The organism is Saccharopolyspora sp. NPDC049426, from assembly GCF_040676935.1.
GTDB lineage: Bacteria > Actinomycetota > Actinomycetes > Mycobacteriales > Pseudonocardiaceae > Saccharopolyspora.
This window is the reverse complement of the sequence record NZ_JBFAPZ010000002.1, coordinates 553261-579720: the sequence shown is the minus strand read 5'-3', so window position 1 is coordinate 579720 and position 26460 is coordinate 553261. Positions and strand designations below refer to the sequence as shown.

Here is a 26460-nt window from a genome sequence, read left to right as displayed (position 1 = left end):
CCACCGGAGGTTCGCGGACGATCAGTCCTGGACGAGTCGGCGGGTGTAACCGGCGGCCAGCAGGCGGCGGTAGGCCGCTTCGACCTCGGCGGGCACGTCCTGCGGGATCGCGAAACCGCGTTCGGCGTAGAGGGTGATGCGCTGGGTGTCGCCGACGAGCATGTCGATGACGCGGTCGGCGTCGCCGATGGCGCGGACGTAGTCGTCCAGCGGGGTGCGCTGCGAGCTGCAGACGATGTCGACCTCGGGCCAGATCTTCTTCGCCGTGGCGAAGGCGCGTCGCTGTTGGTAGGGCTTGGACACCAGCAGCAGGGACTCGACCTCGCGGTCAGCCAAGGCCTGGCGGGTGAACTCGATGTTCTCGGCGGTGTTGGTGGCCTTCGGCTCGACGACGATCGCCGCGTCCGGAACGCCGCGCCCGATCGCGTGCTCGCGGTAGTGCACGGCCTCGCCGCGCGGGAAGCGCTCCACGGTCGTCGGTGCGTTGGCGCCTGTGAACACGACCAGCGGGAACCACCCGCCGCCGTAGAGCTCGACGACGTGGTCGGCGACGCCGAGATCGTGGCTGCCGAGCCCGACTCCGACGTCGCAAGGCCGCAGCTCGTGCCCCATGTCGTGGTAGTTCCACAACAGCTCCGCGTCGGCGCGGTGCTCCTCCGGAACGACCGTGCTGATCCCCATCGGCGCCTCACCTCACGAGCCGAGCTGACCCCGCGAACCTATCGTCCGGTCAGGCCGCCGCGTCCTGGAGCTCGGTGGGTTCCGCGATGACGTCGACCATCGCGCCGTTGCGGGTGACGGTGATCTGCAAGGGCTTGCCGATGGCTTCGGCGAACATGAGCCGTTGCAGTCCCTGGGCGTTGCGGACCGGCTCGCCCGCGGCGGTCAGCACGAGATCGCCGGGGTGGAGGCCGGCGCGATCGGCCGGGCTGCGGCGCACGACGTCGACGACCCGCAGACCGGTGCGCTGGTCGATGCGCCGGGCCAGCTCCTCCGGAAGCGGGGCGGGCGTGGTGACCAGACCGAGGTAGGCGCGGCGAACCCGCCCGGTGCGCATCAGCGAGTAGATGATCCGGCGGGTCGTCGAGTTGATCGGAATCGCCAGTCCCACACCGATCCCGGCCACGGCCGTGTTGATCCCGACCACGACGCCTCGCGCGTCGACGAGGGCGCCACCGGAGTTGCCGGGGTTGAGCGCGGCGTCGGTCTGGATGACGTCCTCGATCATCCGAGCGGCGTGACCGCCGCCCGAGGGCATCGATCGTCCGAGGCCGCTGACCACCCCTGCCGTGACCGATCCGGTCAAGCCGAGCGGATTGCCCACGGCCACCACCAGCTGGCCCACGACGAGCTCGTCGCTGTCGCCGAGCTCCACCGGTTTGGGCGTCTGCCCGTCGACGCGAACGACCGCCAGGTCCGACAGCGGGTCGGCTCCCACCAGGGACATCTCGGCGCTGGTGCCGTCGGCGAAGTAGGCGGTCCCGCCGCGCGAATCGCCGAGGACGTGCGCGTTGGTCAGCATGAAGCCGTCGGCGGTGAACACCACCGCCGACCCCTTGGCCTCGCCCCAGGCTCCGCGAGTGCGCAGGCTCGCCACGCTCGGCGTGATCTCCGCGGCCACCGAAGTCACGGTGCGCGAATAGGCATCCATCGCCCCCGCGCCGGACGATTCGGGAGCTCCGTGCTCAGCCATCTCGACCTCCCCGCCTCAAGCCGTTGCCGGGATAACACCGCCCCACCACCAGGACATTCCCGAAACGCGCGGGGTGCGACCCGAACGGTCAGCGGTAGGCGCGGAGGAAGGCGTCGCTGCCAGGCGCTGACCGGCGGCGGGGTCACGGCTGGTGGGCCGCCGGGCGGGTGACCAGACCGCGCGCGACGATCTCCAGCACGGCCGCGATCGCCACCGCCTCCACCGCCAGCAGCCCCACCAGCACGAACAGCTGCACGGCACCGGCCTGAAGCGGGCTGGCACCGCCGAGCAGCATGCCGACGAACGCGCCGGGCAGGGTCACCATGCCCACGGTGCGGGTCTGGTCGAGCGCGGGCACCAGCGCCGTTCCGGCCACGGGACGGGCGATTTCGAGCCGCGAGTCGCGTTCGGACAGACCCAGCGACAACGCCGCCTCGACCTCGCCGCTGCGCTGCGCCAGCTCGTCGAGGAGCCGGCGACCGGCCAGCGCCGTGGCGGTCAGCGCTCCCCCGATCAGCTGGCCGATCAGCGGGATCAGCACCAGCCCGGTCAGCGGCACGGCCCGCGTCGCCAGCAGCACTCCCGCGACCGGTGCCACACCGGCGGCGATGGGAACGGCCGCCCACCACCACGTGCGGTTGCCGGTGATGCGCCGCCCCGCCGTGCGCGCCGCGATCGCGAACATCACCACGATGAACGCCGCCACCAGCCACGACCAGCGCACCACGGAGGTGATGATCAACGACACCAGCAGCAGCTGCGCGGCCCCGCGCAACCCGGCGGTGATCACGGCCCAGTGCCGCGCGAACCCGCCGAGGCGCACCACCGCGGCGGCCGCGACCAGCAGCAGCACGACGACGGCACCGAGCACCGGCGTCACCGGGATCGTCCCAGAACCCACCCGGCGACCTTACGGACGCGGCCCGTCGGATCCCGGTTGCCGGGGAGCGGCGGTGGACCCGCGCGGGATGAGAGTCGGGGCGCTCACCAGGGTTTCGCCGGTCCCCGAGCCGTCGTCGAGCAGCAGGCGCAGGGCGTCGGCGGCGATCTGCCGGAACGGCACCCGCACCGTGGTGAGCGGCACCGGCAGCCTGCTGACCACCGGGATGTCGTTGTAGCCGACGATCGACACGTCCCGGGGGACTTCCAGGCCCAGCGCGTGCGCGGCGGCGAGCACGCCGATCGCCGTGTTGTCGTTGACCGCGAACACGGCGCTCGGCGGGTCTGAACGATCCAGCAGCTGACGCCCGGCGACCTCACCGGCCTCGATCGAGAACGCGTCACCGGCGACCAGTGCCGGGTCGAAGCCGAGCCCGCCACTTTCCAGCGCTTCCCGGTAGCCCGCTGCGCGCCCTCGCGCGCTCGAGGCGTGCGCGGGTCCACCGACCAGGCCGATCCTGCGGTGTCCGAGGTCGATGAGGTGCCGGGTCGCCAGCTGCGCTCCGAGGCGGTCGTCGCCGATGGCGGCCGGGCTGCTGCCGTCGGTGCGCAGGGCCAGCGCGTAGGGGGTCTTGCCGACGTCGACCGGTTCGCCCACGCGGGCCGTGGTGAGGATGAGCCCGTCGACCCTGCGCCGCCGCAGCGACTGCACCGCCTTGTCCTGCACTTCCGGCAGGTCTTCGGTGGTCGCCACGACCGTGAACAGGTCGCGTCCGGCCGCGGCCTCGGTGATCGCCTCGTAGAGCATCGCCATGACCGTGTCGGTGAGCCTGGGAACGATCACGCCCACCGTGCTGGTTCCGGAACGGCGCAGGCCGGATGCGAGCGGGTCGCGGACGTAGCCGAGCTCGGCCGCGACCTCGCGAACACGCTCGGCCGTCGCGTTGGTGGAGCGCGGGAGGCGCTCGTCGAGCACGCGGGAGACCGTGGACTTGCTGACCCCGGCCGCTCGGGCCACATCGAGAATCGTCACCACACCCGGAGCCTACCGGAGGATGGGAACCTTCCCGGGATCGGTCTTGACAGTCGGCGAGTCGTGGCGCATCGTTCTGGGAACGTTCCCGCGACCGTTCCCAGAAATGGAGTCCCAGGCATGTCTCTCGATCTCCGCGGCCTCAACCCCGCTCCGGTCACGCCGTTCACGCCGGACGGCGAGGTCGACCACCAGGCGATGGCCAAGCTCGGCCAGTGGCTGGCCGGTCACGACGGCGTCAAGAGCCTCGTAGTGCTCGGCCACGCCGGCGAAGGCACCTTCCTGACCCAGGACGAGCAGGTGGCCACCATCTCCCAGCTGGTCGACTCCGTCGACGTCCCGGTCATCGCCGGGATCACCGGCGAAGGCACGCACGTGGCGGTCGAGGAGGCCAAGCGCGCGGTCGCCGCCGGTGCCGAGGCCGCGCTGGTGTACCCCTCGCACGGCTGGCTGCGGTTCGGCTACCAGCAGGGCGCGCCGCAAGAGCGCTACCGCGCGATCTACGAGGAGGCGGGCCTGCCCTGCATCCTCTTCCAGTACCCGGACGTCACCAAGGCGAACTACGACCTCGACACCCAGCTCGAGATCGCCGCCCAACCGGGCGTTTTCGCCACCAAGAACGGCGTGCGGAACATGCGTCGCTGGGACACCGAGATCCCCGTCCTGAGGCGGGAGAACCCGGATCTGCAGATCCTGTCGTGCCACGACGAGTACCTGCTGCACACCATGTTCGACGTGGACGGCCTGCTGGTCGGGTACGGCAACATCGCCCCCGAACCGCTGCTCGAACTCATCGCGGCCGGAAAGGCCCAGGACTACGCAGCGGCCCGCGCCGTGCACGACCGCCTGCTGCCGGTCACCAAGGCCGTCTACCACCGCGGTTCGCACATGGAGGGCACCGTGGCCCTCAAGCTCGCGCTCAAGGCGCTCGGGGTGCTGGAGGACGCGACCGTGCGCTCTCCCCTGATCGACCTCTCCGCCGAGGCCGAGGAAGAGATCGTCCAGGCGCTGCGCAGCGCGAAGCTCATCTGAGCCGACCTGCGGGCCGGGTGCGCGAGCGCATCCGGCCCTTGCCGGCCACCCGGCCGGTCCGGTGACAATGCCGTCCCCGAACGACCCCGCGACAATGCCGCGTGGGGGTGAGGAAGCACCATGTCCGACGCAGCACCCGCCCGGTTGAACAACGGGCCCAACGACACCTCCGGTTCCGCTCCGGTCGGCAGAGGCCGCCGAGTCCTGCGGATGCTCGCCCTGATGGGGCCTGCCTTCATCGTCGGCGCCTGGCAGTTCGGGCCCGGCAACCTCACCTCGGCGGTGCAGGCCGGGAGCCGCTTCGGCTACTCCCTGATCTGGGTCATCGCCGTCTCCACCGTGCTGATGCTCATCTACGCCGACATGAGCATCCGCATCGCACTCGTGTCGAAGGGCTCGGTCGTCCAGACGATCAAGGAGCACCTCGGCCGCTGGGTCGGCGGGCTCGCCGGGTTCGGCGTCTTCGCCATCACCCTGATGTTCTCCGTCGGCAACGCCGTCGGCTCGGGCCTGGGCCTGTCCCTGGTGTTCGGCGGCTCGCCCATGTGGTGGACGCTGGCGTGCACGACCGTCGTCGTCGGCATCCTCTTCGCACGGCGGCTCTACACGCTCATCGAGAAGCTCGTGCTGGTCATCGTCGCGGTCATGGCGGCATCGTTCGTCGCCACCGCGATCGTCACCCGGCCCGACTGGGGAGCCGCCGCCGTCGGGTCCGTGGTCCCGGTCGTGCCCGCAGGAGTCGGTCTGCTGATCGTCGCCCTGGTGGGCACGAACTTCTCCGTCAACGCCGCGTTCTACGCCGGCTACGCCTCGCGCGAGCGCGGACTTCGCCGCGAGCAGTACCGCGAAACCACCATCGCCGACACCATTCCCGGCATCGTCGCGCCCGGGATCATGACCGCACTGGTCATCATGGCCGCAGCGGCGGTCCTGCCCGGCGTCGGCGGCGAGGACGGCGCCACGCTCAAGCAGTTCTCCACCGTCCTCACCCCGATCGCCGGTGACATCGGGCGGACCATCTTCTCGCTCGGCTTCACCGGTGCCGCTCTCTCAGCGATGATCGCCAACGCCACCGCAGGCGGCACGCTGCTCTCCGACGGCCTCGGCTTCGGCAACAGGCTCGCCTCGTGGCGGGTCCGCGCCGGGATCCTGGGCGTGCTCGGCTTCGGCGCCCTGGTCACCGTTCTGGCCCGGGGCGAGTCGCCGGTCCAGCTCATCATCGCGGCGCAGGCGTTGACGGTCGTCGTCGCTCCCGTCCTGGCGGTGTTGCTGCTCGTCCTGGCAAACCGGCGCGGCCTGATGGGCGACCTGCGCAACAGGTGGTGGCAGAACGTCCTGGCCGCCATCGGGCTCGTCGCGATCGCCGCCGTCTGCTACCAGCTGGCGGTCACCAGCTTCTCCTAGCCGAGGAGTTCGCGACGTGCGGCCTGCGCCATGTCCGCCGCGTGGTGCAGGCCGCTCTCGGTGAAGCGAGCGTGGAGGCCCAGGAGCGCCTGATCGGTTTCAGCGGGCGGGGCCCCTCGCCGGGCTCGGCTCTTGACGAGGCCGAGGCGGGCGAGGGCCTCGCCGCGCGGTTCCGAGATGCGGGTGAACTCCTCGACTGTGTCGCGGTAGACGCGCTCGGCTTCGGCGTAGCGGCCCGCCCGGTAGAGGACGTTGCCGCGCATCTTGTGGTTGTAGGCCAGAGCCGCTTCCAAGCGCATGTCCCGGCAGGTGCGCTCGGCGTCGGCCAGCAGGTCCAGGGCCTCGTCGGGTTCGCCGCGCAGCGAGGTGAGGTCGGCGATGCCGCGCAGCGCCCAGGCCCGCCCCCGCTGGTCGTCGCCGTCGGTGGCGATCTGGCAGGCTTCGGTGAACATGGCCAGCGCGGTGTCGTGGTCGCCGTGGTGCCGGTGGATCTGCGCGATCCCCTCCAGCGCCCACACGACGTGCCTCGGCTGACCGATCTGCCGCGCCTCGTCCAGCAGCTGCTCGTGGAGTCGCAGGGTTCCGGCGAAATCTCCCTGCACGCGGCCGGTTTCGGCCAGTCCCGCCAGCGCGTACCCCCGAGCCATGGGATCGGTGCCGCGTTCGGCGGCCTCGACCGCGTGAGTCAGCAGGCGGTGCGCCAGCACGTAGCGACCGCGCTGCCGGGCGAGGGTGCCGCCGCTCCACAGCGCCCAGGCCATCGCGTCCTGGTCGACGGCCTCTCGTGCGGTGCGGTAGCTGGCGCGCCAGGCGCGTTCAGCGCGTTCCACCCTGCCCAGCCGCCTGCACGCCTCGGCGATGGCCAGCAGCGCGCCCGCGCGTTCACCCGGCGTGGTCGCCGCCGCGTCGTGCCGTTCGGCCTCTTCGAGCACCTCGTCCAGCGACGCGTTCACCGACAACGCCGCGAGGCCACCCCGGTACTCGTCCGCCTTGGCGTGCATGGAACTCCCTCCAGTAGGCGGATCACCCGGCCCTCCGAGGAGAACCGGATGATCATGTCCACTGGAGAAATTACGGTCGCGACGACCGCATGGCCTCAGGCCAAATCCCCGAAATGCGATGCGGAAACCCTGACCCCATCCCGTAAGACCAAAGTCGTAGGCCCCTGAGAGGCCGTGGCTCGTGGGGACGATCAGCCGAAGAGCTGCTGGCCCCAGAAGCCTCCTGGTTCCACTCCGGGCGGGCACGCGAACAGGGCGGAGCCGTTGTGCTCCAGGTATTCCATCATCGTGTCGTCACGAGCCAGCGCGCGCTGCATCGGGACGAACTGCCGATGGGGGTCGCGGTTGAAACAGACGAAGAACAATCCCGCGTCGAGCCTGCCGAGACCGTCGGAGCCGTCGGTGAAGTTGTAGCCGCGACGCAGGATCCGAGCGCCGGTGTTCTCGGCCGAAGCCAGCCGGATGTGACTCTCCTCCGGGATCGCGCGAAAGTCGACCGGGGCGAACTCGTCGGCGGCACCCAGCGGAGCACCACTTCCCTTGCTGCGTCCGACGATCTGCTCCTGCTCGGCCAGCGAGGTCCGGTCCCACGTCTCGATGTGCATCCGGATCCGGCGGGCCACCAGGTAGCTCCCGCCCACCATCCACTCCGGACCGTCGGCCCGGCGAACCCAGACGTGCTCGTCGAGCGCCGCGCCATCCTCGGATTTGATGTTGTTGGTGCCGTCCTTGAAGCCGAACAGGTTGCGCGGTGTGGCCTGGTCGCGCGACGTGCTGGAGGTGCGGCCGAACCCGAGCTGCGACCACCGGACGGACACCGTCCCGAAACCGAGGCGGGCCAGGTTGCGGATCGCGTGCACGGCGACCTGCGGATCGTTCGCGCACGCCTGCACGCACAGGTCTCCCCCGCACCTCGCCGGATCAAGGTTGTCCTGCGAGAAGTGCGGCAGTTCGGTGAGCGCGGCGGGGCGTTGCGGGGCGAGCCCGAACCGCCCGTCGAACAGCGATGGCCCGAAACCGATGGTGAGCGTCAACGCGGACGGCGGTAGTCCGAGCGCTTCGCCGGTGTCACCGGGCGGTTCCTGCTCTGCACCACCGGTCGCTCCGTGCTCGACCGCTTCCCGACCTGCCGTCATCCGCTCGGCCGCGCGGGTCCAGTCCTGCAGCAGGCGCACGAGTTCCGCGCGGTCGGAGGTCGTCACGTCGAAGGCGACGAAGTGCATGCGGTCCTGCGCCGGTGTGGTGATCCCCGCCTGGTTCGAACCGTGGAACGGCACCTGCTCGGCACCCGGCCCCTGCACGTCCCCACCACCGGAGACGGCCGCACCAACCCCGCCCCCGGCGCCGGCGATCGCCACGCCGGCGCCGGTGAGCCCGAAGAGCTTCCGACGAGAGACCGTCACCGCGCCACGACCCCCGCGGTCTTGCTCAGCGGCTCGCCGAGCGAGTTCACCGCCGTCGACAGCTCCTTGACCTGCTCCGGGGCCAGCTCCTGGTAGAGCTTGAAGCCATCTCCGGCCCGGTAGCGGTCCAGCAGGGACTGCACGGACCCGAAGTTGCGGTCGAGCTCGGCCAACAACGCCGGGTCCTTCGCCGACAGCACCGGGCGCAGCGAGTCGACGACCTGCTTCGCGCCGTCGACGTTGGCCTGGAAGTCCCACAGGTCGGTGTGCGAGAAGATCTCCTCCTCGCCGGTGACCTTGCCGGTGGCGACCTCGTCGAGCAGTTCCTTGGCCCCGTTTGCGGTGTCGGCCGGGGTGAGCTCGACGCCGCGCGCCATCGTCACGAGCTGGTCGACGTCGGCGACCAGCTGGTCGGCGATGGCAGGGGTGTCGGGCTGCGGTCCGGTCACCCACAGGTCCTTCTCCAGGCGGTGATAGCCGGTGAACGGCTGGCCGGGTTCGAGGTCGGCCTCCCGCCCGTCGATCTTCGGGTCGAGGTCGCCGAAGCTCTCCGCGACCGGTTCGATGCGTTCCCAAGGGAGTCGGGCCTTGGGGTACAAGACCTTGGCCTGCTCCACATCACCGGACTTGACCGCTTGGGCGAACTTCTCGGTCTCCGCCTTGAGCAGGTCGGCCTGCTGGTCCACGTAGGACTTGTAGGCGGCCACGGCCTGAGCGGACTCCGGGCTGGTCACCGCCTGCGCCGAGCCGGTCACGGTGAACTCGCCCCGGATGCCGTCGCCCTGCATGCCGGGTTTGCAGGCGGTGGTGTACTTGCCGCCCTGCGACACCTGCGCCACCAGCTGCCGGTTCATCCCGGGGCCGATGTTCTCCACCTCGCTGACGATCTTGTCGCCGTCGCCCAGCAGGTAGAACTCGGTGACCTGAGAGCCGACGTTGCGCACGTCGAAGGTGATCGTCCCGGCCGGTGCCGACGTGCTGGACACCTTGCAGGCGTCGTCGCCTGCTTCGACGCTGATCGCGCCGGGCGCTGCTCCCGGGCCGGCCTGCTGGCCGCACGAGGCGAGCAGCAGCAGGGACAGCGGAAGGGCGGTTCGCACGAGGGTTCTCACGACATCTCTCCTGTCGGGGTGGGGGCGGCGGCCCGCTTCGGCCGCAGGAACAAGGCGAGGACGGTCGCCACGTAGCCGATCCAGACGATCGCCTCGAAGACGGTGGTCTGCGGCGAGAAGTTGAAGATTCCCTTGAGCAGCGTCCCGTACCAGGACGACGGGGGGATCTGCTCGCTGACGTCGAAGGCCAGCACGTGCAGGCCGGGCAGCACGGCCGCCTCCTGCAGGTCGTGCACCCCGTAGGCGAGAACACCGGCGGCGACGAAGACCAGCAGCACGCCGGTCGCGGTGAAGAACTTGCCGAGGTCGACCTTGATCGCACCGAGGTACAGCAGCCAGCCGAGCGCCACGGAGGCGGCGATGCCGATCAGGAAACCGGCCAGCGGCAGGACCGTTCCGCCGCCGGCGGACTGGACGCTGGAGAAGAAGAACACCGCGGTCTCCAGCCCTTCTCGCGCCACCGCGAGGAACCCGACGGTGATCACCGACCAACCGCCCAGCTGCAACGCTTCGTCCATCTGCCCGCGCAGCTGCGCGGCAAGGGTGCGCGCGGTGTTGCGCATCCAGAAGATCATGGTCGTCACGAAGACCACGGCCAGGATCGACATCCCGCCGCCGAACATCTCCTGCTGCTCGAAGGACATCGTCGCCGAGGTGTAGGTCAGCAACGCGCCGACTCCCACCGACAGGGCCACCGCGGCGGCGACCCCGGCCCACACCAGGCGCAGTGCCCATCGGTGCTGACCACGCACCAGGAATGCGATCAGGATGCTCACCACGAGGACGGCTTCCAGTCCCTCGCGCAGCCCGATCAACGCATTGCCGATCAGCACGGGATCTCCTTTCCACCAACGTCTCTTCCAGACGCGTGGAAGGACCATAGGCATGCCTAACCTCAGGAGCAAAGATCTGTGCTTGCAGTCACCTGAGAATGAGGCGGATCCGGGACTGAAACTGTATTCGGCGACCACCGCGGAAGGCGTGTTCACCTGCCCGAACACCGGTTCCACCATTCTTCGAGAATCGATTGGGAAACATTCGGAGAGCTAATTTCCGCTTCCTTGAAATGTGCGGCAAATTGGGACAGAGCGACCAAAAGATCACTTCTCGGAATATTCCGGACATTTTCGCGCGCGATTCTCAGGAACGGAGATGAGGACGTGCCGATGAAGCCGATCCGCGCCCGAGATCGTTCGGGAAGAGGATCTCGTCGTCCTGCCCGAGCACGTGGACCGCGCGGTAGCCGACCGAGGGCATGGGACACCGACCGCGGCGACTCGGCCACAGCCGTCACCGCCCCTCGTCCGCGGCGGCCAGGACTGCTCCGCGCCAGCACGTTCTCGGAAGCGCGTTCGGGACCTGGTGGATCAGGATTGCGCCGTGGCAGCGAGGCCTTCGGGAGAGGAACGAGATCGATGAGGGAAGCGGTGCTCGCGCTGAGCGCGGTGTTCTTCGCCGGGATGGGGCTGTGCGCGCTGGTGGCACCCGCCGCGCTGGTGCGCCCGTTCGGACTGGTCGCATCGAGCGCTGTGAGTCGATCCGAGGTGCGCGCGGTGTACGGCGGTTTCGGCCTGGCGGTGGCCGGGGTGCTCGCCTGGTGCGCGACGGACGACGACGCGGTGCGGAACGGGGCGGCAACGGCGGTCGGCGTCGCGATGGCAGGCATGGCCGCCGGGCGGGTGATCTCCCGGCTGGTGGACGCTCCGGCCGCGTTCTACCCGATCTGGTTCTACTGCCTGGTCGAGGCCGTCGCGGGCGGACTGCTCCTCGGCGTCGTGCGAGCATGACCTCTGTGGCCGGCGAACGCGGGAAGCTCTGGTTGTGGCCGGGACAGGCCACCTACCTGGGAGCACCGCTGCTGTGGGACCAGCACTCGACACCGGTGCACTGCCTCGCGGTCGGCGTCGACGACGCCTTCGTCGTCCACTCGTCGGACGGTTCCTGGCGCCGCCGCAGCGCTCTGATACCGGCGCGCACCCGGCACCGGATCGAGGCCGGTTCGGGCCGGGTGCTGTTCCACTACCTCGATTCCGCGTCGACGCGCACCGATGACGTGCACAGCCTCATGACCGAGGCGTTGGGGGCGATCACCGCCACGCACCGCGACGAGGCGGCCGTGCTCGATCACCTGCACGACCCCGGCGAGGCCCGCAGGCTCCTCCTGGGCGACGCGTCGGGCGAGTTCGTCGACCCGCGGATCCGGGCGGCGATGAACTCGCTTCTCGCGGAACCGGAACGAGAGCGGGACGCCAGCACCGTCGCCGCGGAGGCGGGCTTGTCCACGTCCCGGTTCCTCCACCTGTTCTCCGAGCAGGCGGGAACGAGCTTCCGGCGGTTCCGGGTCTGGGCGCGGTTGCTGCGCGTGGGAGCAGCCGTCGAGGCGGGTGCGAACCTCACGACAGCGGCCACAGACGCGGGCTTCGCCTCCGCCAGCCACTTCAGCGATACCTTCCGGCGCATGTTCGGCCTGTCCGCGACGGCACTGCTGGCGAGCGGCGCCGAGATCACCACCGTGCAGGCGCACCCGATCGGGAGAAGCGCTCCAGCACAGCGGCGGTGAGGGCGGAGCGCTGCAGCATGCCGGTGACGGTGGCGTGCTCGCTGCGGGCGTGAGCGCCCGCGCCCACGGCGCCGAGGCCGTCGAGGACGGGAATCCCGGCGGCCTGCGCGAAGTTCCCATCGCTGGCTCCGCCGACGGCGGTTTCGCGGAGGTCGAGTCCGAGCGGGCGGGCGCAGTCGCGCCCCACCTCGTACAGGGCCACCACCTCCGGCGTGCGTTCGAAGACCGGCCGGTTCCAGCCACCGGTGACGGTGACCCGGGTCTTCGGATCGACGGGCTCCAGCGATGCCAGCGCGGCGTCGATGCGCTCGGCCTCGGCGGCGCTGGCGACGCGGACGTCGAGGTCGGCGACCGCACTGCCCGCCGTGACGTTCGCCCTGGTCCCACCGCGCACCACACCGACGTTCACCGAGGTCCCGGCGTCGAGGTCGGTGAGCGCCCGGCAGCGCAACACCTGGTGCGCGACCTCCACCACCGCGCTCGCGCCCGCGGTCGGGTCGAGCCCGGCGTGCGCCTCCTCGCCGGTGACGGTCACGGTGAACAGTCCGACGCCCTTGCGCGCGGTCTTGACCGCGCCGTCCGCGCTCGCCTCGAAGACCAGTGTCGCCCTGGACTTCCTGGCCTCCTCCGCGATGACATCGGAGGAGGCCAGGCTGCCGGTCTCCTCGTCACCGTTGAGCAGCAACGTCACCGGCGGCCTCGGCAATCCGAGCGCGTCGAGAGCCCGCATCGCCCAGACCGCTTGCACCAGACCCGCTTTCATGTCGAACACGCCGGGACCGCTGATCCGGTCCCCGTCCACGCGGAACGGCCAGTCGGCCAGCGTGCCGGTCGACCAGACCGTGTCGTAGTGCGCGAGCAGCAGGACCGGGTCGCCCCCGCTGCCGGGGTAGCGGCGGATGACGACGTCACCGGCATCGGCCCTGGTCAACCGCTCGTGCCCGGACGGCGGGCCGAGGCGCGAATCGAGCCAGTCGCACACCCACCGCAGGCATTCGTCCAGCGCGGAGAGATCGTCGCTGGAGCTCTCGTGGTTCACGTACTCGGCGAGATCGGCGATCATCTCGTCCCTGTGCTGCGACAGCCACGCGTGCGCGGCCGGGGCGGTCACACCAGGCTCCCGGCGATGCGGTCCAGCTCGTCGATCCGCTGCTCGGACATCGATCCGGGATCGTCTTCGAGCTCGCGCAGGCCCGCCATCACCGCCCGGAGCACGGGTGTCCCGATGCCCAGGCGGTCCGCCTCGGCGAGAACGGTGTCGTAGTGCGTGGTGACCTCGACCTCGCGGCGACGAACGGCGAGGTCGCGCCAGATCCCGCTGCGGTTCTTGGGCTGCGTGCGCAGCCACGCCGTGAGCCGGTCGACCGCCTGGGCGAGTTCGTCCCGGTCGGAGCCGCGCACGAACGCGTCGGGGTTGAACGCGTCGAACGGTTCCAGCCTGATGCCGAGGGCGTGCGCGACGTCGAACACCTCCCCCGCCAGCGCGCGCATCGCGGGGCGGTGGCGGTCGATGAGATCGGCCATCGCCTCGTCGGCGAGCGCGGTCGCGGCGAGCATCGCGCCGAACCCGGCCTTCGCCCACAGGAAACCCTCGACGTTGTCGCTGGCCTGCGCAGGGCCCCATGCCTGGAGGTCGTCGACGAGCAGTCGCACCCGCTCGGACACCGGTTCGCCTCCGGGCTCGCCGATCACGAGCGCTCCAGGCCCGCCGTCGGCGATGACGCCGGGCTCGGTGCGGTCGGCGAAGATGTTGACGAACGCCGCGAGGGTGCGCTCCCAACCGAGATGGTCGGCGAGCACGGGTTCGTTGAACCCGTTCTGCACCGACACCACGTAGCCGTCCGGGCCCAGCCGCGGAGCGAGCCAGCGGGCCGCTGACTCCGTGGCCTGGGCCTTCACCGCGAGCAGCACCCGGTCGAGCGGGCCGCTGAAGGCGTCCGGGACCGCTGCCGACAGCCGGACCGATTCGGGGGAACCGGCGCGGTCGAGGATCAAGCCGTGCTCGTTGATCGCAGCCACGTGGGCCGGGTCGGCGTCGACCACGGTGACGTGGTGACCGGCGCGCGCGAGGTGGAACGCGAGGGTGCCCCCGATCGCTCCGCCACCGACCACCGCGTAGCTCGTGGAACTCATGCGTTGCGTCCTTTCCGGACCGTGTTCGGCCACAACCGCGGCAGGTGGGAGGCGCCGGCGCTGGAACCGCCGTCGACGCGCAGGATCTCGCCGGTGATCCAGGAGGCGTTGTCGCTCGCCAACCAGCGCACCGCGCGGGCGACGTCGGAAGGCTCACCGGGCCTGCCGAGCGGATTGACCGACACGGCGGCGGCGTAGTCCTCGGCGACCGGGTTGCACTCGCTGTCCACGGCGACGAAGCCGGGGCTGACGGCGTTGACCCGGATTCCGCGTTCGCCGAGCTCCAACGCCGCTGCGCGGGTGGCCATCTCGAGCGCGGCCTTGGAGCTCGCGTAGGGTCCGCCGCCGGGCCGGGCGCGCAGCGCGGCTCCGGAGGAGATGTTGACGACCGCACCGCTCCGCCCGCGGTGCGCGAACGCGGCCGTGGTCAGCACGGGTGCGCGCAGGTTGAGGGCGAAGATCCGGTCCCAGGTCTCGGCGTCGACGTCGATCATGTCCACCGACGGGTAGATCCCGGCGGCGTTGACGAGCACGTCCAGCGGGGCCGTCCGCCACGCCTGTTCCACCACGGACTCGCACGTCTCGGGTTCGGTGAGGTCCGCGGTGATCCGCACGGCTTGAACGGGTGTTTCCGCGAGCCGTGCTCGGTCGACGTCCACCAAGGTGAGCGCCACGTCCTCGTGCTCTGCGAAGTCCTCCGCGATGGCGCGGCCGAGCCCACTGGCTGCTCCGGTCACCAGCACGTGCCGCATCAGGCGAACTCCTTGTCCTTGGTCTCCGGCATCGTCAGGTAGACGATCAGCGAGATCAGCGCGGAGCCCGAGACGTAGAGCCACAGCAGGTCGCCGTGCCCGATGTCGTTGAGCCAGGTCGTGATGTACGGCGCGGTTCCGCCGAACAGCGCCACCGCCAGGGCGTAGGGCAAGGCGATGCCGGTCGCGCGCACCTCGGGCGGGAACTGCTCGGCCATGATCACCGCGCAGTTCGCCGAGTAGCCGAGCACCAGGATCATCCCGGTCAGCTGGACCAGGAACAGGCTCAGGAAGCTGTTGCCGAGGAGGTTCAGCAGCGGCCACGCCAGCAGCACGAACCCGCCCGCGAACACGCCCAGCGTGGTCTTGCGCCCCACCCGGTCCGACAGCGCGCCCACGAACGGCAGCGCCACCACGAACACGACCAGGCAGAGGGTCTGCGACAGCAGCGCCTGCGACAGCGGGATTCCGGTGGTGAGGTTGGCGTAGGTGGGCAGGTAGTTTACCCAGATGTAGTAGGTGAGCGTCCCGGCGATGGTGATGCCGGCGACCCGCAGCGCGGCGCCGGGGTGTTCGAAGATCATCGCCTTGAGCGGGTTCGTCCTGGTCTGGCCGCCGGCGCGCGCCTTGGTGAACGATTCGGTGTCCTCCACCGACACCCGGAGCCACAGGCCCACGAGACCGAGCAGGCCGCCGATGATGAACGCCGCGCGCCAGCCCCACGAGTGCAGCGCCGCGTCGGACAGCGACGAGGTCGTGATCGTGCCGAGCAGCGAGGCGATCAGCACTCCGCCGCCGACCGAGACCTGTTGCCACGAACCGGCGAACGCGCGCCTGCCCGCTGCGGCGGATTCGACGAGGAAGGCCGAGGACGACCCGAACTCGCCACCCGCCGAGAAGCCCTGCAACAACCGCGCCACCAGTAGCACCAGCGGCGCGAAGAGTCCGATCGCGTCGTAGGTCGGTGTCAGCGCGATGACGAACGAGGCCCCTGCCATCAGCCCGATGGTGAGGGTGAGTCCCTTCTTGCGGCCGTGGCGATCGGCGTAACCGCCGAGCACAGCGGCGCCGATCGGGCGCATCACGAACCCGACGGCGAACACCGCGAGGGTCGACAGCAGGGCCGCGGTCTCGTCGCCTGCGGGGAAGAACTCCTGGGAGATGATCTTCGCGAAGATCGAGTAGAGCGCCCAGTCCACCCATTCGACCGTGTTGCCGATGGTGCCGGCGACGATCGCCTTGCGCTGCGCCCGGGTCAGCTTCCCGCTGCTCACCGTGTCCGTTCTCATGAGGTCGCTCCTGCGGTGTCGAGCCGGGTCGCCTCGGCGCGCGCGGCGCCGGCGAGTTCGGCGTGGGTCGCGAACCAGACGTCGCCGTGCGCCCGGATGTGATCGAGCAGTTCCCGCAGCACGACCAGTCGCGAGCGGTGGCCGATGACGTGCGGGTGCATGGTCAGCTGGAAGACACCGCCGGCCCGGTAGGCGGCGTCGAACTCGTCGATCCAGATCTCCAGCACGTCGCGCGGGCGGGTGTGGGGCCGCACCGAGCCGTAGCGGTCCATCGTGAAGTACGGGGCGTCGTCGCGGATCCAGTCGACGGGGATCTCCACCAGGCCGGTGGGCGAGCCGTTCGCGACGATCTCGTAGGGCTCGTCGTCGGCCATCAGCGAGGAGTCGTAGGCGAAACCGAGTTCGCGAATGGTGTCCAAAGTGGAGTCGGAGAAGTCCCACGAGGGAGTGCGGATCCCGGTCGGCCGGACGCCGGTGATCTCGGCGAGCGATTCCCGCGCCCGGGAGATCAGCTCCCGCTCGTCCTCCTCGGCCAGCAAGGTGTTCCGCTCGTGGATCCACCCGTGCACGCCGATCTCGTGCGGTTCGCTCGCGTAGTCCTTCGCCTCGCCCGGGTGCAGCAGGGCCGACACCGCGGGCATGAAGAACGTCGCGGGGACGCGGTGCTCGGCGAGCAGTTCGAGCACCCGACCGGCGCCGACGCGCGCGCCGTACTCGCCCTGCGCGAGACGTCCGGGGCTGGTCTCGCCGTCGCGCAAGGGGATCGTCTCGTGGTCGGAGTCGAAGGAGATCGCGACCGCGACGCGCGCACCGCCCGGCCACCGCGACGGCACGAGACGCCGTCCCGCGCGCACGGCCTCGACGTGGCGGCGCCAAGTCGCCTCCGGCCACTGCCACGGCTCGTGAGGTGGATCAGCTGCGGACATGTTTCCTCCCGTGCGGTTTCAGCGGAAGCGGTCCACCCGGGTCCACGCGCGCTTGAGCGTGGCCAGGTGCAAGGTGACGTCCGAGGCGTTGAGCCCGGGCAGCGTGCCGATGACCTCGGCGGTGTAGCCGAACAGGTCGGCCTTCGCGGGCAACACCATCTGCCCGACCAGGTTGAACCGGCCAGTCGCGGCGGCCAGGAACTTCGTGCCGGGATGCGCGGCGAGCCGCCGTCCGGCTTCGTCGAGGTGCCCGGGGTGGATCGACAGCCACAGCATGAACTCGACCCCGTAGCCGAGCAGTTCCGGCTCCACGAGCGTCCGGAACTGCAGTCCGCCGCGGGAGACCATGCGGTCCATCGCCCGGGCGACGCTGGATTCGCTGGTGCGGAGCTTGCGCGCGATCGCGCTCACCGGCAGCCGCCCGTCCACCGCGAGTTCCTCCGCGACTGCGCGTTCGAGCTCACCCGGCGCCTTGGGCGGCGCGCCCCAGTCGGCCCGGTCGTACGGCCGCGCATGCGTCGGCCGCAATTCGGCGGCGGCTTCGGGCGGCAGCAGGCCGGTGTCCCATCCCGGAGCCGAGGCGAAAGTGCGGATCACCGCGACGCTCTCGGTTCCCGCGATCAGGTCTGCGCCGGGCAGGTCTGTGAACAGCAGGCGCAACAGCTCGTCGTTGTCGTGCGCCACGAAATCGACGATCAGGTCGGCGGTCCCGGTGACCACCGCGAGGAACCGGGCCTCCGGACGCGCCGTCAGCTGCTCGGCGAGATCCCAGCCCCTCCCGGGCCGCGCCTGCACCCTGATCAGCATCGACGACCCGGCCGCGGTGCGGTCCAGGTCGATGACGCCGACCACGTGCACCAGTCCGCGCTCGTGCAGCGCGGTGAACCGCCGTTGCACCGTGGTCTCGCTGACCCCGGCCCACCGCGCGACCGCGCTCCACGGCGCACGCCCGTTGAGCTGGAGCGCCGCGATGATGCGGCGATCCACCTCGTCCAGCGCCTCCAGACCCAGCCCCGCGGTCATGGCCGGGGACGCTAACCACCGGAACGAACCCGGTCAACGCTGGAATCCTGCAAATCAGCAGGTGAACGCGGTGTTTCCAGCCGCGTGGAGCCGTCCGCCGCCGGAAATCACCACGCCACCCGGCACGTCCCCGGACACGAGAACACGCCGGATCCCCTCAAAAAGATCTTGAAACTCCCCTCATGCGGCGGGTTCGAGGAGCTTTCGGATGAGGTCGGGCAGATCGTCGGCCGTGGCGTCCGCCGGGTCGAAGGTCGGGTTGTAGCGGCCTTCGAGGCGGCTGACCCAGCCCGTCCGCAGGCCGGCTCGCTTGGCGCCGTGGCAGTCCCAGGCGTGGGCGGCCACGAGCGCGACCTGTTCCGGGGCGAGCTCCAGCCAGGTCGTGGCGTAGCGGTACGCGGCGGGGGCGGGCTTCCACGCCCCAACGTCGGCGCAGGACAGGACCGCCTCGACGTGATCGGACAGTCCGCTGCGGGCGAAGAATCCGCTGATGACCTCGGCGGATCCGGTGGTCAGTCCGATGACGCGCACGCCGGCCGCGCGGAGTTCTTCCAGCGCGGGGGTCACGTCGTCGTGCGCCGGGAAGCGGTCCCACCCGCCCAGCACGTGGTCGATCGTCGCCTGGCCGACGTCCTCGCCGGTGATGTCGCGCAACGCCGCGGCGCAGATCTCGTCGAAGGTGCGGTAGCCGCCGGCGGCGGCGAGCGCCATGCCGTCGCGCACCGCGCGGGTGAACCACGGGTCGAAGAGGCTTGCGGGATAACCGCATTCGGCCAGGCGGCCCGGCACCTCCTCCAGCGACATCAGGGTTTCGACGACGTCGAACGCGACGGCCTTGAGCTCGGGCACGGCCCCTCCTACAGCAGAACGATCGTTCTAGGTAGAACGACCGTTACACTAGTCCCGTGATGGCGAAACCGGCAACCCCGGCGCGGGAGCGCCTGCTCGCGGCGGCGGACGAGCTCTTCTACGCGCGGGGCATCAACGCCACCGGCATCGACGCGATCGTCGAGCGCGCGGGCGTGGCGCTGGCGACCTGCTACAAGCACTTCGGCGGCAAGGACAAGCTCGTCACCGCCTACCTCTCCCAGCGCGATGAGCAGTGGCGGGCCGACTGGGAAGCGGCCATCGCCGATGCCGACGAACCCCTGCTGGCCCTGTTCGACGCCCTGGAGCGGTGGTGGACCACCACCGGTCACCGCCGCGGTTGCGCGCACGTGGACGCGGCGGTGGAGCTCACCGACCCGGATCACCCAGCGCTCGCCGTCGTCGCCGAGCACAAGCGCCACCTGCTCCACCGGCTCACCGAAATCGCCGCCGCCGAGGGCTTTTCAGCGCCCGGAGAGATCGCCGCAGACCTCCTCCTGATCTACGAGGGCACCCTCAGCGCACTCCTGCTGAACATCACCCCCGACCCGTTCACCCAGGCCCGGCGCCTCGCCGCAGCACGCACCTCGCGCTGAGGCGACGCGGATTCCTACCGGCTCCTCACCCGGACACACGCGTGACCAAATTATTGAAAACGGTTATCGTTGTTACTTGAGAGGTCGTACCCGGATGAGGAGGACGTCGAGATGGAGTCCGTGACCAGTGCGGTGGGATTCACCGCGGTGCTGTGCGACGACTGCCAGGGGCTTCCGGCTCTCGATGCGCTGCGGGAGACCGTGCGCCGGACTCCGCACGGAGTGCTGGTGCGCGCGCCTTGTCAGCTCGGGAAGCTCTGGTGCAGTGCGCGGACCAAGGCGTCCGGGGCCAGCGGGACGGTCGTCCTGGTGCAGCCGTGCGACGTGGAGCGGCGGCCCACCGGACCCGTGATCCCCGTCGGCCCGATCCGAACCCGGACCGACCTGGCGGCGCTCACCGGCTGGATGACGGCCACGCCGCTCACCGCGGACTCGCTGCCCGCGCGGCTGCGCACGCGCGTTCCCAGTGCTCGAGCCCGGAACAACTAAGGGGAGGGGACGGCATCGATCCGACGCCGTCCCCTCCCCCGTTTCGCGTCAGTGACCCGCCAGGGGCGTGGCGATCTCGTTCGGCGCATGGGGGAGCGCGCCCGTCGCGGTCTTCTGGCCGGAAGCGATGTCGATCGCGTGGATCTCCCGCTTGGCCGGATCGGTCACGTATGCCGTGCCGTCGCGGACGAACAGCGCCGGGCGCGGCTGCTGCCACTCCAGCGGCTCCTCCCACTGGCCGATCACCGGGATGCTGCGAACCACGCGGGCCTGGAGCGGGTCGATCACGTGCAGCTGACCGTCGGTGCCCAGCACCAGCGCCTCACCGGCCGGGCCGCGCCCCAGCGAGCGGAAGGTGTAGCTGGTGCCGAGGTCGACCAGCTTCAGCGAGGAGTTCGCGGTGTCGACCAGTGCGATCTGCTGCGGACGTTCGAGTTCCGCGTGCTCGTCCTGCTTGTAGTCGCCGAGCACGACCGACGAGTGCTCGCTGCCCGCCTGGTTGCCGATCCGCCCGTACGGCGTCGGGCTGGTGATCTTGGTGATCGCGCCGTCGCGGTAGACCAGCGCGCCGTTCTCGCAGCCGATGACCACGGCCTCGCCCTGCGCGACGGCCTCGCCGTGGACGCCGGGGCAGTCCTCGTTCCGGGTGATCTCGTGGCGGTGCTCGTCGAGGACCGCGATGCCGGTGCGGTCCTCCTCGTTGCCCAGCGACAGCACCATCTGGCCGTTGGACAGCTCGATCGCGACGCCGTGGTGGGCTTCGGCGGCCGTGTGCTTGTCGGTGGCCGGCTTTCCAGCAGCGAGCTCGGCGGTGTCGAACGAGGTCACCTCGCCGGTCCCGTCGGCGAACAGCACCGTGCGACCGGCGTTGCGCACCACGTGACCCGGCTTGGGCGCCGGGAACTGCACGTCGGTGAGCTGGGCGCGCACGGCGTTGAGCGCCTGGAAACCCGTCGAGGTCGACACCATGACGTGCTCGGCGTCGCCGGCCGGGTTCAGCCGGTTGAAGCCCGGCAGCGGAATGTCCTCGGCCACGGCCAAGGTCTTCCCGTCGAGCACCAGGACACCGCCGTCGTAGGTGGTCACGATCGGGTCGGGCACGGCGGGGCCGGGCGCGGCGGCCTGCTGAGCGCCGGAACCGCACGCGGTCAGGGCCAGCGCCATCGTGGCGACGGCCACCGGTAAGCGAACCGGTTTCAACATGGTTTTCTCTCCTTCTCCGAGGGTGATCAAGCGCCGAGCCCGGAGGCGATGGCCTCGGTGTTCGCGCGGGTCATCTCCAGGTAGGTGGCGGCGCCCCCGCCCGGCTCGCTCAGCGATTCGGTGAACAGCGGTGTCACGCGGACGTCGAGGCCGGCCTGCTCGGCCAGCACCCGCGCCAGCCGGTCCGGCTGCGAGGAATCGGCGAAGATCGTGCGCACGTTCGCGCGACGGACGGCGTCGGCCAGCGACGACAGGTCGGAGGCGCTGGGCGAGGCCAGCGTCGTGCCGCTGGGGATCACGGCCCCGATCACCTCGAACCCGTAGCGGTGGGCGAGGTAGCCGAACACGTGGTGGTTGGTGACGAGCTTGCGCCGCTCGGGCGGGATGCGCTCGAACCGTTGCGCCGCCTCGGATTCGACCGCCAGCACCTGCTGCCGGTACTGCGCGGCGCGGGTCCTCACCGCCGCCGCGTCGATGCCGTCGACGTGGGCCACGACCTGGTCGGCGATCAGGTCGACGGCGCGGGCGACTCGCGACGGGTCGGTCCAGAAGTGCGGATCCGGTTGGGAGTCCGGTCCGGCGATCTTCAGCGGGTCGACGTGCTCGGCGACCGCGAAGGCCGGAGCGCCTTCCGCGACCGCGGCCTGGACGTTGTGCTGCACGCCCTCTTCCAGGCCGAGTCCGTTGTGCACCACGAGGTCGGCCTGTTCGAGTTCGGCGGCCTGTTGCGCGGAGATCCCGAACGAGTGCGGGTCGGCTCCGGGCGTCATCAGCACCGACACCGGCACTCCGGCGCCGACGATCTGCCGCGTGATGTCGCCGAGGATGTTGGTCGTCACGACCACGCTGGGCCGCTGCTGCGCCCCGGCGGAGCAGGCGGTGAGGGTCAGCAGTGCGGTGATCAGCGCGAGGACCGCGCGCGTTGCGGTGCGCTTCATCGGCCGGTCTCCACCACGTGCGCGGCCTGTCCGCCCAGCCGGAAGCTGCGGGCGATGCGCAAGCCGTCGTTGTAGTCGATCTCGTGCACCGTTCCCGCGGCCACGTCGTTGACGTACGCCCGCGACGTGTCGACCTGGATGCTCGGCGGCGGACCGCCGGGCGGGATGATCTGGTTGCGCGCGGTCTCCGTGCCGTCCTCCCGGTAGGCGCGCATCGTCCCGTCGGTGCCGACGGCCAGCAGCGAACCGCCCGCACCGACGGCGTTGACCGCCGCCACCGGTCCCGTGGGCACGTGCTTCCAGGACCGCTTCGACAGGTCCAGCAGCCACGCGCCGTCCTCGCCCGCCAGCGCGGCCAGGGTGTCGCTGCCGGGACGCTGGTGGAACTCGCCGGCGCGAGGTGCCGCGCCCGGCGGGTAGGCGATCTTCTCGCCGCGGAACGGTCCGTCGTCGGCGGTGACGAGCAGCGCTCCGTCGGCGCACCCGAACACCGCGCCGCGACGCGTCACCGCGGTTCCGGCGGGTTCGGGGCACGACTCGGGGATCCGGGCGGTTTCGGCGCCGGCGCGATCCAGGACGCGCACCGCGTCACCGGACGTGGCGAGGACGTGCTGCTCGAAGGGCACGGCGACGGTCCCCGGTTCGACGCGCAGGTCGGCCGCGCGCTCGATCCGGCCCTTCTCCAGCGGTTCTCGGTTCAGCAGCACCGTCGCGCCGTCGGCGCCGGACAGCGCGACCACCGCCTTGTCGCTCTGCGCCTGCACCGGTGTGGCGAGCGGGACCTCCCCCAGCTCGCGGATCTCCGCGCGGTAGTGGTGGATGTGGTCGCCGTGATCGACCGTCCACGCGCCGCTGTCGACGACGTGCACCGAATCCGCGTCCGACACGAAGCCGAAGCGGCCGTCGGTGACGACGTCCCGGATTCCCGGAACGGGTTGGAGGTCCCGGGTTTCCTCGGTCAGCAGGTCCAGCACGCGCAGCGCTCCCCCGCTCTCCGCGACGATCAGCCGGGACTGCGCTTCGGCGGTCTCCTCTGCACCTTCGACGTAGCCGTGCGGCACCGGTGGTGGCGGTGGTGGTGGCTGCGAGCAGGCACCGAGCGCGAGCGCGCCCAGTGCGATCGAGAACAGTTGTAATCGGCGATGTTTCACGCGACCGGCTCCTCCGTCTTCGAGACGTTCTCTGTTCGGGTGGTCAGCGCCCGTCCCCGGTCGCGCAGCGCGGACAGCAGGGCGGACAGGAAGAACAGCGCGACCGAGGTGGCGGCGATGCTGGCCCCGGCGGCGGTCCCCCAGTGCCACGAGGCGAGCAGCCCGAGCACCGTCGAGGCGGCGCCGAAAGCCGCGGCACCGGCCATCACCAGCGGAACCCGGTCGGCCCACAGGGTCGCGGCGGCGGGCGGGGCGATCAGCAGGCCGAAGACCAGCAGGGTGCCGACGACCTGGAAGCACATCACCATCGCCAGCGTCACCAGCCCGGTCATCAGCAGACCGGCCAGGCGCGGGCGCATTCCCAGCGTGTGGGCCTTGCGCGGGTCGAATGTCAGCGCCAGGAGAGGACGGTAGGCGGCGACCGACACCACGACCGCGACCACCAGGGCGACCGCCAGCCGCACCAGGTCGCCGTCGGTCACGGCGAGCACGTCGCCGAACAGGAAGCCGGTCAGGTCCACGGCGAAGGACTTCGAGTGCGACACGACGATCACACCGGTCGCCAGCATGCCCACGAACAGCAGCCCGATGCCGGTGTCGCGCGACAGCCACCGCGACCGGTCCAGCACCGACACCCCGGCGGCCATCGCGCCGGCGCTCAACGCGGCTCCCAGCAGCAGGTCTCCGCCCAGCACGGACGCGATCGCCACGCCCGGCAACATGCCGTGGGACATCGCGTCGGTCAGGAAGGCCATGCCCCGCAGCACGACCCAGGTCCCGGCCAGGGCGCAGATCACCGACACGAGCACACCGGCCCACAGCGCCCGCTCCACGAAGGAGACCCCGAACGGGACCAATAGCCAATCCATGACGGACAACCTATAATGGAAATGATTGTCGTTCTCAACCTCGTGGCGTGACTTCGCCCACTGCCCCGGAGAGGAAATCGTGAGCAGCGTGCCGCGAACCGCCGTCGCACTCCGCCATTTGAAAGCCGGCCACCAGGGAAAACAGGTGCTCGACATCGAGTCGGCGGAGATCCCGGCCGCCCGGTGGACCGCCGTGGTGGGCCCCAACGGCGCGGGCAAGTCCACACTGCTGGCCGCGCTCGCCGGCACGTTGCCCAGCAGCGGTGCGCAGCGCAACGACTACGAGGGGCGACCGGCGTTCGTGCCGCAGCACAGCGCGATCCCGGAAGCCCTGCCCTGCACGGTCTTCGACGCCGTGGCGATGGGCCGGTGGGCCGAGCGCGGACCGTGGCGCAGGCTCAACGCGGCGGACCGCGCGGCCATCGATGAGGCGATGGACCGACTGGAGGTGAGGTGTCTGGCCAAGCAACGCATGAGCGCGCTCTCCGGCGGTCAGCGGCAGCGCGTCCTGGTCGCGCAAGGACTCGCCCAGCACGCGGAACTGCTGCTGCTCGACGAACCCGACGCGGGCGCCGACCCGAAGGCCCGCGGTCTCATCACCGACGCCGTCCGGGCCGAAACGCGATCCGGCCGCACGGTCGTCCAGGTGTCGCACGACCTCGCCGAAGCGCGCCAGGCCGACCACTGCGTCCTGCTGCACCGAGGCCGCGTCCACGCGGCGGGAACCCCGGACGACGTCCTCACCCCCGCCACGATCAACGAGGTCTGGTCGCCCTCCTGAGCAGTGCGCACCGCCGAGCCGAGCGGCCGCGGACGACGATCAAGACTTCTGGGCGCGTGTGAAGTCCTCCAGCCAGGCGTAGTTGGGGGCGGCCTCACCGTTGGGTTCGGACTGCACGGTCGCGGAGGCGTAGAGGCTGTTGAGCAGCCACGGGGTGCTCTTCGCGTCGAAATCGTCGCCGGACATGGCGGCGTCCTGGCCGATTCCGTAGGTGGCCACGGCGAGCTTCCCGGTGGCGCGGAACTTCGCCATCTGCTCGCTGAGGTAGTGCTTGTTGTCCTCGAACCACGGGCTTTCGCGCAGCAGGTCGTACCAGCGCTGCTTCGGGAAGGGCTGCTTCAGCGCGTTGCGGATGACCTGCCAGACCTCGGTGCCCGCCGGAACCCCGTACTTCTCGGCGTAGGCGGCCGGGATCTTATCGGTGAGGTGGTTCTTCCACAGCTGCACCAGGGAGAACTCGGTGACGAGGAACTTCTTGTCGCCGAGCTTGGGCAGCACGTAGTCGAGGTACGCCTGGGCGCCGTTGGGCTCGTCGACGTGCGGGTGGATGTCGGTGCCCTCGATCTCGGGCGTGTCGCGGACGTACTTCATCCAGCGGTCGGTACCGCTGTTGATCCACTCGTCGGGCTGGTCGAGGTGGTTCAGCGAACCCATGTAGAGGACCGTCTTGCACCCGTCGGGGAAGTTCTTCGCCCGGTAGTCGATGACGTGCTCGGCCACGGTCTCGTAGAAGTCGTTGATCGCGCCGTTGGTCCAATCAGCCTTCGGGCATTCGATGAACGGCTCGTTGCCGATGACGAGAACGTCGACCTCGCCCATCACCTCGGGCAGCACCTTGTCGACCCTGGCCAGGTCCTTTTTCATCTCCTCGGTGCCCGGGCGGGGAATTCTGTCGTGCGAGCGCGGAAAATAGGGGAACTTCAGCGAGAGCACGACACCGTACTTGCGATCCACCGCATCCAGCAGGGTTTTGATCGCACGGTTGTCGGCCGGGGTCCCCTCGTCGAGGTCGGGCATGGCCGCGAAGCCGCGCACCCAGGTCGCCTCGGCGCGCTCCAGCCCTGCCCAGCTCATGATGCTCGGGTCACCGTTGAAGTTCGCCCCGAGAACACCGGTGGGAGAGCTCAACCGCGCGGCGCCGGCGGCCTGGTCGGTGGCCGGCCGCGCGCTGCAGGACGCGGCGCCGAGAGCGGCGGCACCGGCCGCTGCCGACAATTGGAGCAGTCGCCGTCGCGAAAAGGAACTCATGCGTCCACGTATACGCGACGTCCACTTCGCTCACTCGCCATTCCGAAAAGCGCAGGCATGATCGATACCACGTCGACT

General features: G+C 70.5%; 27 protein-coding genes. 7 read left to right on the top strand and 20 right to left on the bottom strand.

Going from position 1 to position 26460, the window contains the following annotated elements; genetic code table 11:
• Window positions 1-21 precede the first annotated feature (21 nt).
• The 4 genes from AB0J78_RS05905 to AB0J78_RS05890 form a co-directional block, all read right to left on the bottom strand.
• Window positions 22-681, bottom strand: a complete 660-nt coding sequence (locus tag AB0J78_RS05905) for a YdcF family protein (RefSeq protein ID WP_363787448.1) — start codon at window positions 679-681, stop codon at window positions 22-24.
• Between the two features lie 49 nt (window positions 682-730).
• Window positions 731-1693 carry a trypsin-like peptidase domain-containing protein gene (locus tag AB0J78_RS05900; protein WP_363787446.1) on the bottom strand — a complete coding sequence of 321 codons (963 nt, stop codon included), beginning with the start codon at window positions 1691-1693 and terminating at the stop codon, window positions 731-733.
• Window positions 1694-1835: 142 nt separating this feature from the next.
• On the bottom strand, window positions 1836-2594 hold the full coding sequence (locus AB0J78_RS05895) for an ABC transporter permease (protein ID WP_363787444.1): 759 nt from the start codon (window positions 2592-2594) through the stop codon (window positions 1836-1838).
• Window positions 2595-2603: 9 nt separating this feature from the next.
• Window positions 2604-3605 carry a LacI family DNA-binding transcriptional regulator gene (locus AB0J78_RS05890; protein WP_363787442.1) on the bottom strand — a complete coding sequence of 334 codons (1002 nt, stop codon included), beginning with the start codon at window positions 3603-3605 and terminating at the stop codon, window positions 2604-2606.
• Between the two features lie 120 nt (window positions 3606-3725).
• Here AB0J78_RS05890 and AB0J78_RS05885 point away from each other — a divergent pair, with 120 nt between their 5' ends.
• Together AB0J78_RS05885 and AB0J78_RS05880 are read left to right on the top strand one after the other, a co-directional pair.
• On the top strand, window positions 3726-4637 hold the full coding sequence (locus AB0J78_RS05885; RefSeq protein WP_363787439.1) for a dihydrodipicolinate synthase family protein: 912 nt from the start codon (window positions 3726-3728) through the stop codon (window positions 4635-4637).
• A 120-nt stretch (window positions 4638-4757) separates the two neighbouring features.
• Window positions 4758-6041 (top strand): Nramp family divalent metal transporter, encoded by a 1284-nt coding sequence (locus AB0J78_RS05880; protein WP_363787437.1) that lies wholly within the window; start codon window positions 4758-4760, stop codon window positions 6039-6041.
• Here AB0J78_RS05880 and AB0J78_RS05875 read toward each other — a convergent pair.
• The 4 genes from AB0J78_RS05875 to efeU form a co-directional block, all read right to left on the bottom strand.
• Complete coding sequence (locus AB0J78_RS05875; RefSeq protein WP_363787435.1) at window positions 6038-7042, bottom strand: tetratricopeptide repeat protein; 1005 nt, start codon at window positions 7040-7042, stop codon at window positions 6038-6040. The genes AB0J78_RS05880 and AB0J78_RS05875 overlap by 4 nt on opposite strands.
• A 191-nt stretch (window positions 7043-7233) precedes the next feature.
• Complete coding sequence (efeB, locus tag AB0J78_RS05870; RefSeq protein WP_363787433.1) at window positions 7234-8445, bottom strand: iron uptake transporter deferrochelatase/peroxidase subunit; 1212 nt, start codon at window positions 8443-8445, stop codon at window positions 7234-7236.
• Window positions 8442-9557: an iron uptake system protein EfeO gene (gene efeO / locus AB0J78_RS05865; RefSeq protein ID WP_363787431.1), complete on the bottom strand. Its 1116-nt coding sequence runs from the start codon at window positions 9555-9557 to the stop codon at window positions 8442-8444. Before efeO ends, efeB begins: the two co-directional genes overlap by 4 nt.
• A complete protein-coding gene (efeU, locus tag AB0J78_RS05860) occupies window positions 9554-10390 on the bottom strand; it encodes an iron uptake transporter permease EfeU (RefSeq protein ID WP_363787428.1) in 837 nt (278 codons plus the stop codon). Before efeU ends, efeO begins: the two co-directional genes overlap by 4 nt.
• 582 nt (window positions 10391-10972) lie before the next feature.
• On the opposite strand from efeU, the gene AB0J78_RS05855 reads away from it, so the two are divergent.
• Together AB0J78_RS05855 and AB0J78_RS05850 are read left to right on the top strand one after the other, a co-directional pair.
• Entirely contained in the window at window positions 10973-11344 is a 372-nt protein-coding gene (locus tag AB0J78_RS05855) for a DUF4345 domain-containing protein (protein ID WP_363787426.1), read from the top strand.
• Window positions 11341-12117: a helix-turn-helix domain-containing protein gene (locus tag AB0J78_RS05850; protein ID WP_363787423.1), complete on the top strand. Its 777-nt coding sequence runs from the start codon at window positions 11341-11343 to the stop codon at window positions 12115-12117. The genes AB0J78_RS05855 and AB0J78_RS05850 overlap by 4 nt, the downstream gene beginning before the upstream one ends.
• On the opposite strand, the gene AB0J78_RS05845 is transcribed toward AB0J78_RS05850, so the two are convergent.
• The 7 genes from AB0J78_RS05845 to AB0J78_RS05815 form a co-directional block, all read right to left on the bottom strand.
• Entirely contained in the window at window positions 12062-13228 is a 1167-nt protein-coding gene (locus AB0J78_RS05845; protein ID WP_363787421.1) for a M20 family metallopeptidase, read from the bottom strand. The genes AB0J78_RS05850 and AB0J78_RS05845 overlap by 56 nt on opposite strands.
• Entirely contained in the window at window positions 13225-14250 is a 1026-nt protein-coding gene (locus AB0J78_RS05840) for a 2-dehydropantoate 2-reductase (RefSeq protein ID WP_363787419.1), read from the bottom strand. Before AB0J78_RS05840 ends, AB0J78_RS05845 begins: the two co-directional genes overlap by 4 nt.
• Complete coding sequence (locus AB0J78_RS05835; RefSeq protein ID WP_363787416.1) at window positions 14247-15002, bottom strand: SDR family oxidoreductase; 756 nt, start codon at window positions 15000-15002, stop codon at window positions 14247-14249. Before AB0J78_RS05835 ends, AB0J78_RS05840 begins: the two co-directional genes overlap by 4 nt.
• On the bottom strand, window positions 15002-16291 hold the full coding sequence (locus tag AB0J78_RS05830) for an MFS transporter (RefSeq protein WP_363787414.1): 1290 nt from the start codon (window positions 16289-16291) through the stop codon (window positions 15002-15004). The genes AB0J78_RS05835 and AB0J78_RS05830 overlap by 1 nt, the downstream gene beginning before the upstream one ends.
• On the bottom strand, window positions 16288-17217 hold the full coding sequence (locus tag AB0J78_RS05825) for a polysaccharide deacetylase (protein WP_363787412.1): 930 nt from the start codon (window positions 17215-17217) through the stop codon (window positions 16288-16290). The genes AB0J78_RS05830 and AB0J78_RS05825 overlap by 4 nt, the downstream gene beginning before the upstream one ends.
• Window positions 17218-17235: 18 nt before the next feature.
• A complete protein-coding gene (locus tag AB0J78_RS05820; RefSeq protein WP_363787410.1) occupies window positions 17236-18240 on the bottom strand; it encodes an Lrp/AsnC family transcriptional regulator in 1005 nt (334 codons plus the stop codon).
• A gap of 180 nt (window positions 18241-18420) precedes the next feature.
• Complete coding sequence (locus AB0J78_RS05815) at window positions 18421-19089, bottom strand: haloacid dehalogenase type II (protein ID WP_363787407.1); 669 nt, start codon at window positions 19087-19089, stop codon at window positions 18421-18423.
• Window positions 19090-19148: 59 nt separating this feature from the next.
• Between AB0J78_RS05815 and AB0J78_RS05810 the strand changes: the two genes are divergently transcribed.
• Window positions 19149-19703 (top strand): TetR/AcrR family transcriptional regulator, encoded by a 555-nt coding sequence (locus AB0J78_RS05810; RefSeq protein ID WP_363787405.1) that lies wholly within the window; start codon window positions 19149-19151, stop codon window positions 19701-19703.
• 111 nt (window positions 19704-19814) lie between these two features.
• Window positions 19815-20192, top strand: coding sequence for a hypothetical protein (locus AB0J78_RS05805; RefSeq protein ID WP_363787403.1), 378 nt, complete (start codon window positions 19815-19817; stop codon window positions 20190-20192).
• A gap of 48 nt (window positions 20193-20240) precedes the next feature.
• Here the strand turns inward: AB0J78_RS05805 and aztD are convergent, their stop codons facing one another.
• Genes aztD through aztB form a run of 4 tightly spaced genes read right to left on the bottom strand, consistent with a single transcriptional unit; the run spans window position 20241 to window position 24353 of the window.
• Complete coding sequence (gene aztD / locus AB0J78_RS05800; protein ID WP_363787401.1) at window positions 20241-21395, bottom strand: zinc metallochaperone AztD; 1155 nt, start codon at window positions 21393-21395, stop codon at window positions 20241-20243.
• A 26-nt stretch (window positions 21396-21421) separates the two neighbouring features.
• Window positions 21422-22333: a zinc ABC transporter substrate-binding protein AztC gene (gene aztC, locus AB0J78_RS05795; protein WP_363787399.1), complete on the bottom strand. Its 912-nt coding sequence runs from the start codon at window positions 22331-22333 to the stop codon at window positions 21422-21424.
• Entirely contained in the window at window positions 22330-23484 is a 1155-nt protein-coding gene (locus AB0J78_RS05790) for a hypothetical protein (RefSeq protein ID WP_363787397.1), read from the bottom strand. The genes aztC and AB0J78_RS05790 overlap by 4 nt, the downstream gene beginning before the upstream one ends.
• Window positions 23481-24353, bottom strand: coding sequence for a zinc ABC transporter permease AztB (gene aztB, locus AB0J78_RS05785; RefSeq protein WP_363787395.1), 873 nt, complete (start codon window positions 24351-24353; stop codon window positions 23481-23483). The genes AB0J78_RS05790 and aztB overlap by 4 nt, the downstream gene beginning before the upstream one ends.
• 79 nt (window positions 24354-24432) lie before the next feature.
• Between aztB and aztA the strand changes: the two genes are divergently transcribed.
• Window positions 24433-25134, top strand: coding sequence for a zinc ABC transporter ATP-binding protein AztA (aztA, locus tag AB0J78_RS05780; protein ID WP_363787393.1), 702 nt, complete (start codon window positions 24433-24435; stop codon window positions 25132-25134).
• A 39-nt stretch (window positions 25135-25173) separates the two neighbouring features.
• Here aztA and AB0J78_RS05775 read toward each other — a convergent pair whose 3' ends face one another.
• Window positions 25174-26382: a hypothetical protein gene (locus AB0J78_RS05775; RefSeq protein WP_363787391.1), complete on the bottom strand. Its 1209-nt coding sequence runs from the start codon at window positions 26380-26382 to the stop codon at window positions 25174-25176.
• Window positions 26383-26460 lie beyond the last annotated feature (78 nt).

Coding starts and splice junctions, on each gene's coding strand:
- aztD (WP_363787401.1), bottom strand. CDS start 21,395: ATGTTGAAACCGGTTCGCTTACCGGTGGCCGTCGCCACGATGGCGCTG.
- aztB (WP_363787395.1), bottom strand. CDS start 24,353: ATGGATTGGCTATTGGTCCCGTTCGGGGTCTCCTTCGTGGAGCGGGCG.
- AB0J78_RS05835 (WP_363787416.1), bottom strand. CDS start 15,002: ATGCGGCACGTGCTGGTGACCGGAGCAGCCAGTGGGCTCGGCCGCGCC.
- aztC (WP_363787399.1), bottom strand. CDS start 22,333: ATGAAGCGCACCGCAACGCGCGCGGTCCTCGCGCTGATCACCGCACTG.
- AB0J78_RS05885 (WP_363787439.1), top strand. CDS start 3,726: ATGTCTCTCGATCTCCGCGGCCTCAACCCCGCTCCGGTCACGCCGTTC.
- AB0J78_RS05850 (WP_363787423.1), top strand. CDS start 11,341: ATGACCTCTGTGGCCGGCGAACGCGGGAAGCTCTGGTTGTGGCCGGGA.
- AB0J78_RS05880 (WP_363787437.1), top strand. CDS start 4,758: ATGTCCGACGCAGCACCCGCCCGGTTGAACAACGGGCCCAACGACACC.
- AB0J78_RS05900 (WP_363787446.1), bottom strand. CDS start 1,693: ATGGCTGAGCACGGAGCTCCCGAATCGTCCGGCGCGGGGGCGATGGAT.
- AB0J78_RS05775 (WP_363787391.1), bottom strand. CDS start 26,382: ATGAGTTCCTTTTCGCGACGGCGACTGCTCCAATTGTCGGCAGCGGCC.
- AB0J78_RS05840 (WP_363787419.1), bottom strand. CDS start 14,250: ATGAGTTCCACGAGCTACGCGGTGGTCGGTGGCGGAGCGATCGGGGGC.
- AB0J78_RS05875 (WP_363787435.1), bottom strand. CDS start 7,042: ATGCACGCCAAGGCGGACGAGTACCGGGGTGGCCTCGCGGCGTTGTCG.
- AB0J78_RS05830 (WP_363787414.1), bottom strand. CDS start 16,291: ATGAGAACGGACACGGTGAGCAGCGGGAAGCTGACCCGGGCGCAGCGC.
- AB0J78_RS05805 (WP_363787403.1), top strand. CDS start 19,815: ATGGAGTCCGTGACCAGTGCGGTGGGATTCACCGCGGTGCTGTGCGAC.
- AB0J78_RS05855 (WP_363787426.1), top strand. CDS start 10,973: ATGAGGGAAGCGGTGCTCGCGCTGAGCGCGGTGTTCTTCGCCGGGATG.
- AB0J78_RS05810 (WP_363787405.1), top strand. CDS start 19,149: ATGGCGAAACCGGCAACCCCGGCGCGGGAGCGCCTGCTCGCGGCGGCG.
- AB0J78_RS05825 (WP_363787412.1), bottom strand. CDS start 17,217: ATGTCCGCAGCTGATCCACCTCACGAGCCGTGGCAGTGGCCGGAGGCG.
- AB0J78_RS05905 (WP_363787448.1), bottom strand. CDS start 681: ATGGGGATCAGCACGGTCGTTCCGGAGGAGCACCGCGCCGACGCGGAG.
- AB0J78_RS05820 (WP_363787410.1), bottom strand. CDS start 18,240: ATGACCGCGGGGCTGGGTCTGGAGGCGCTGGACGAGGTGGATCGCCGC.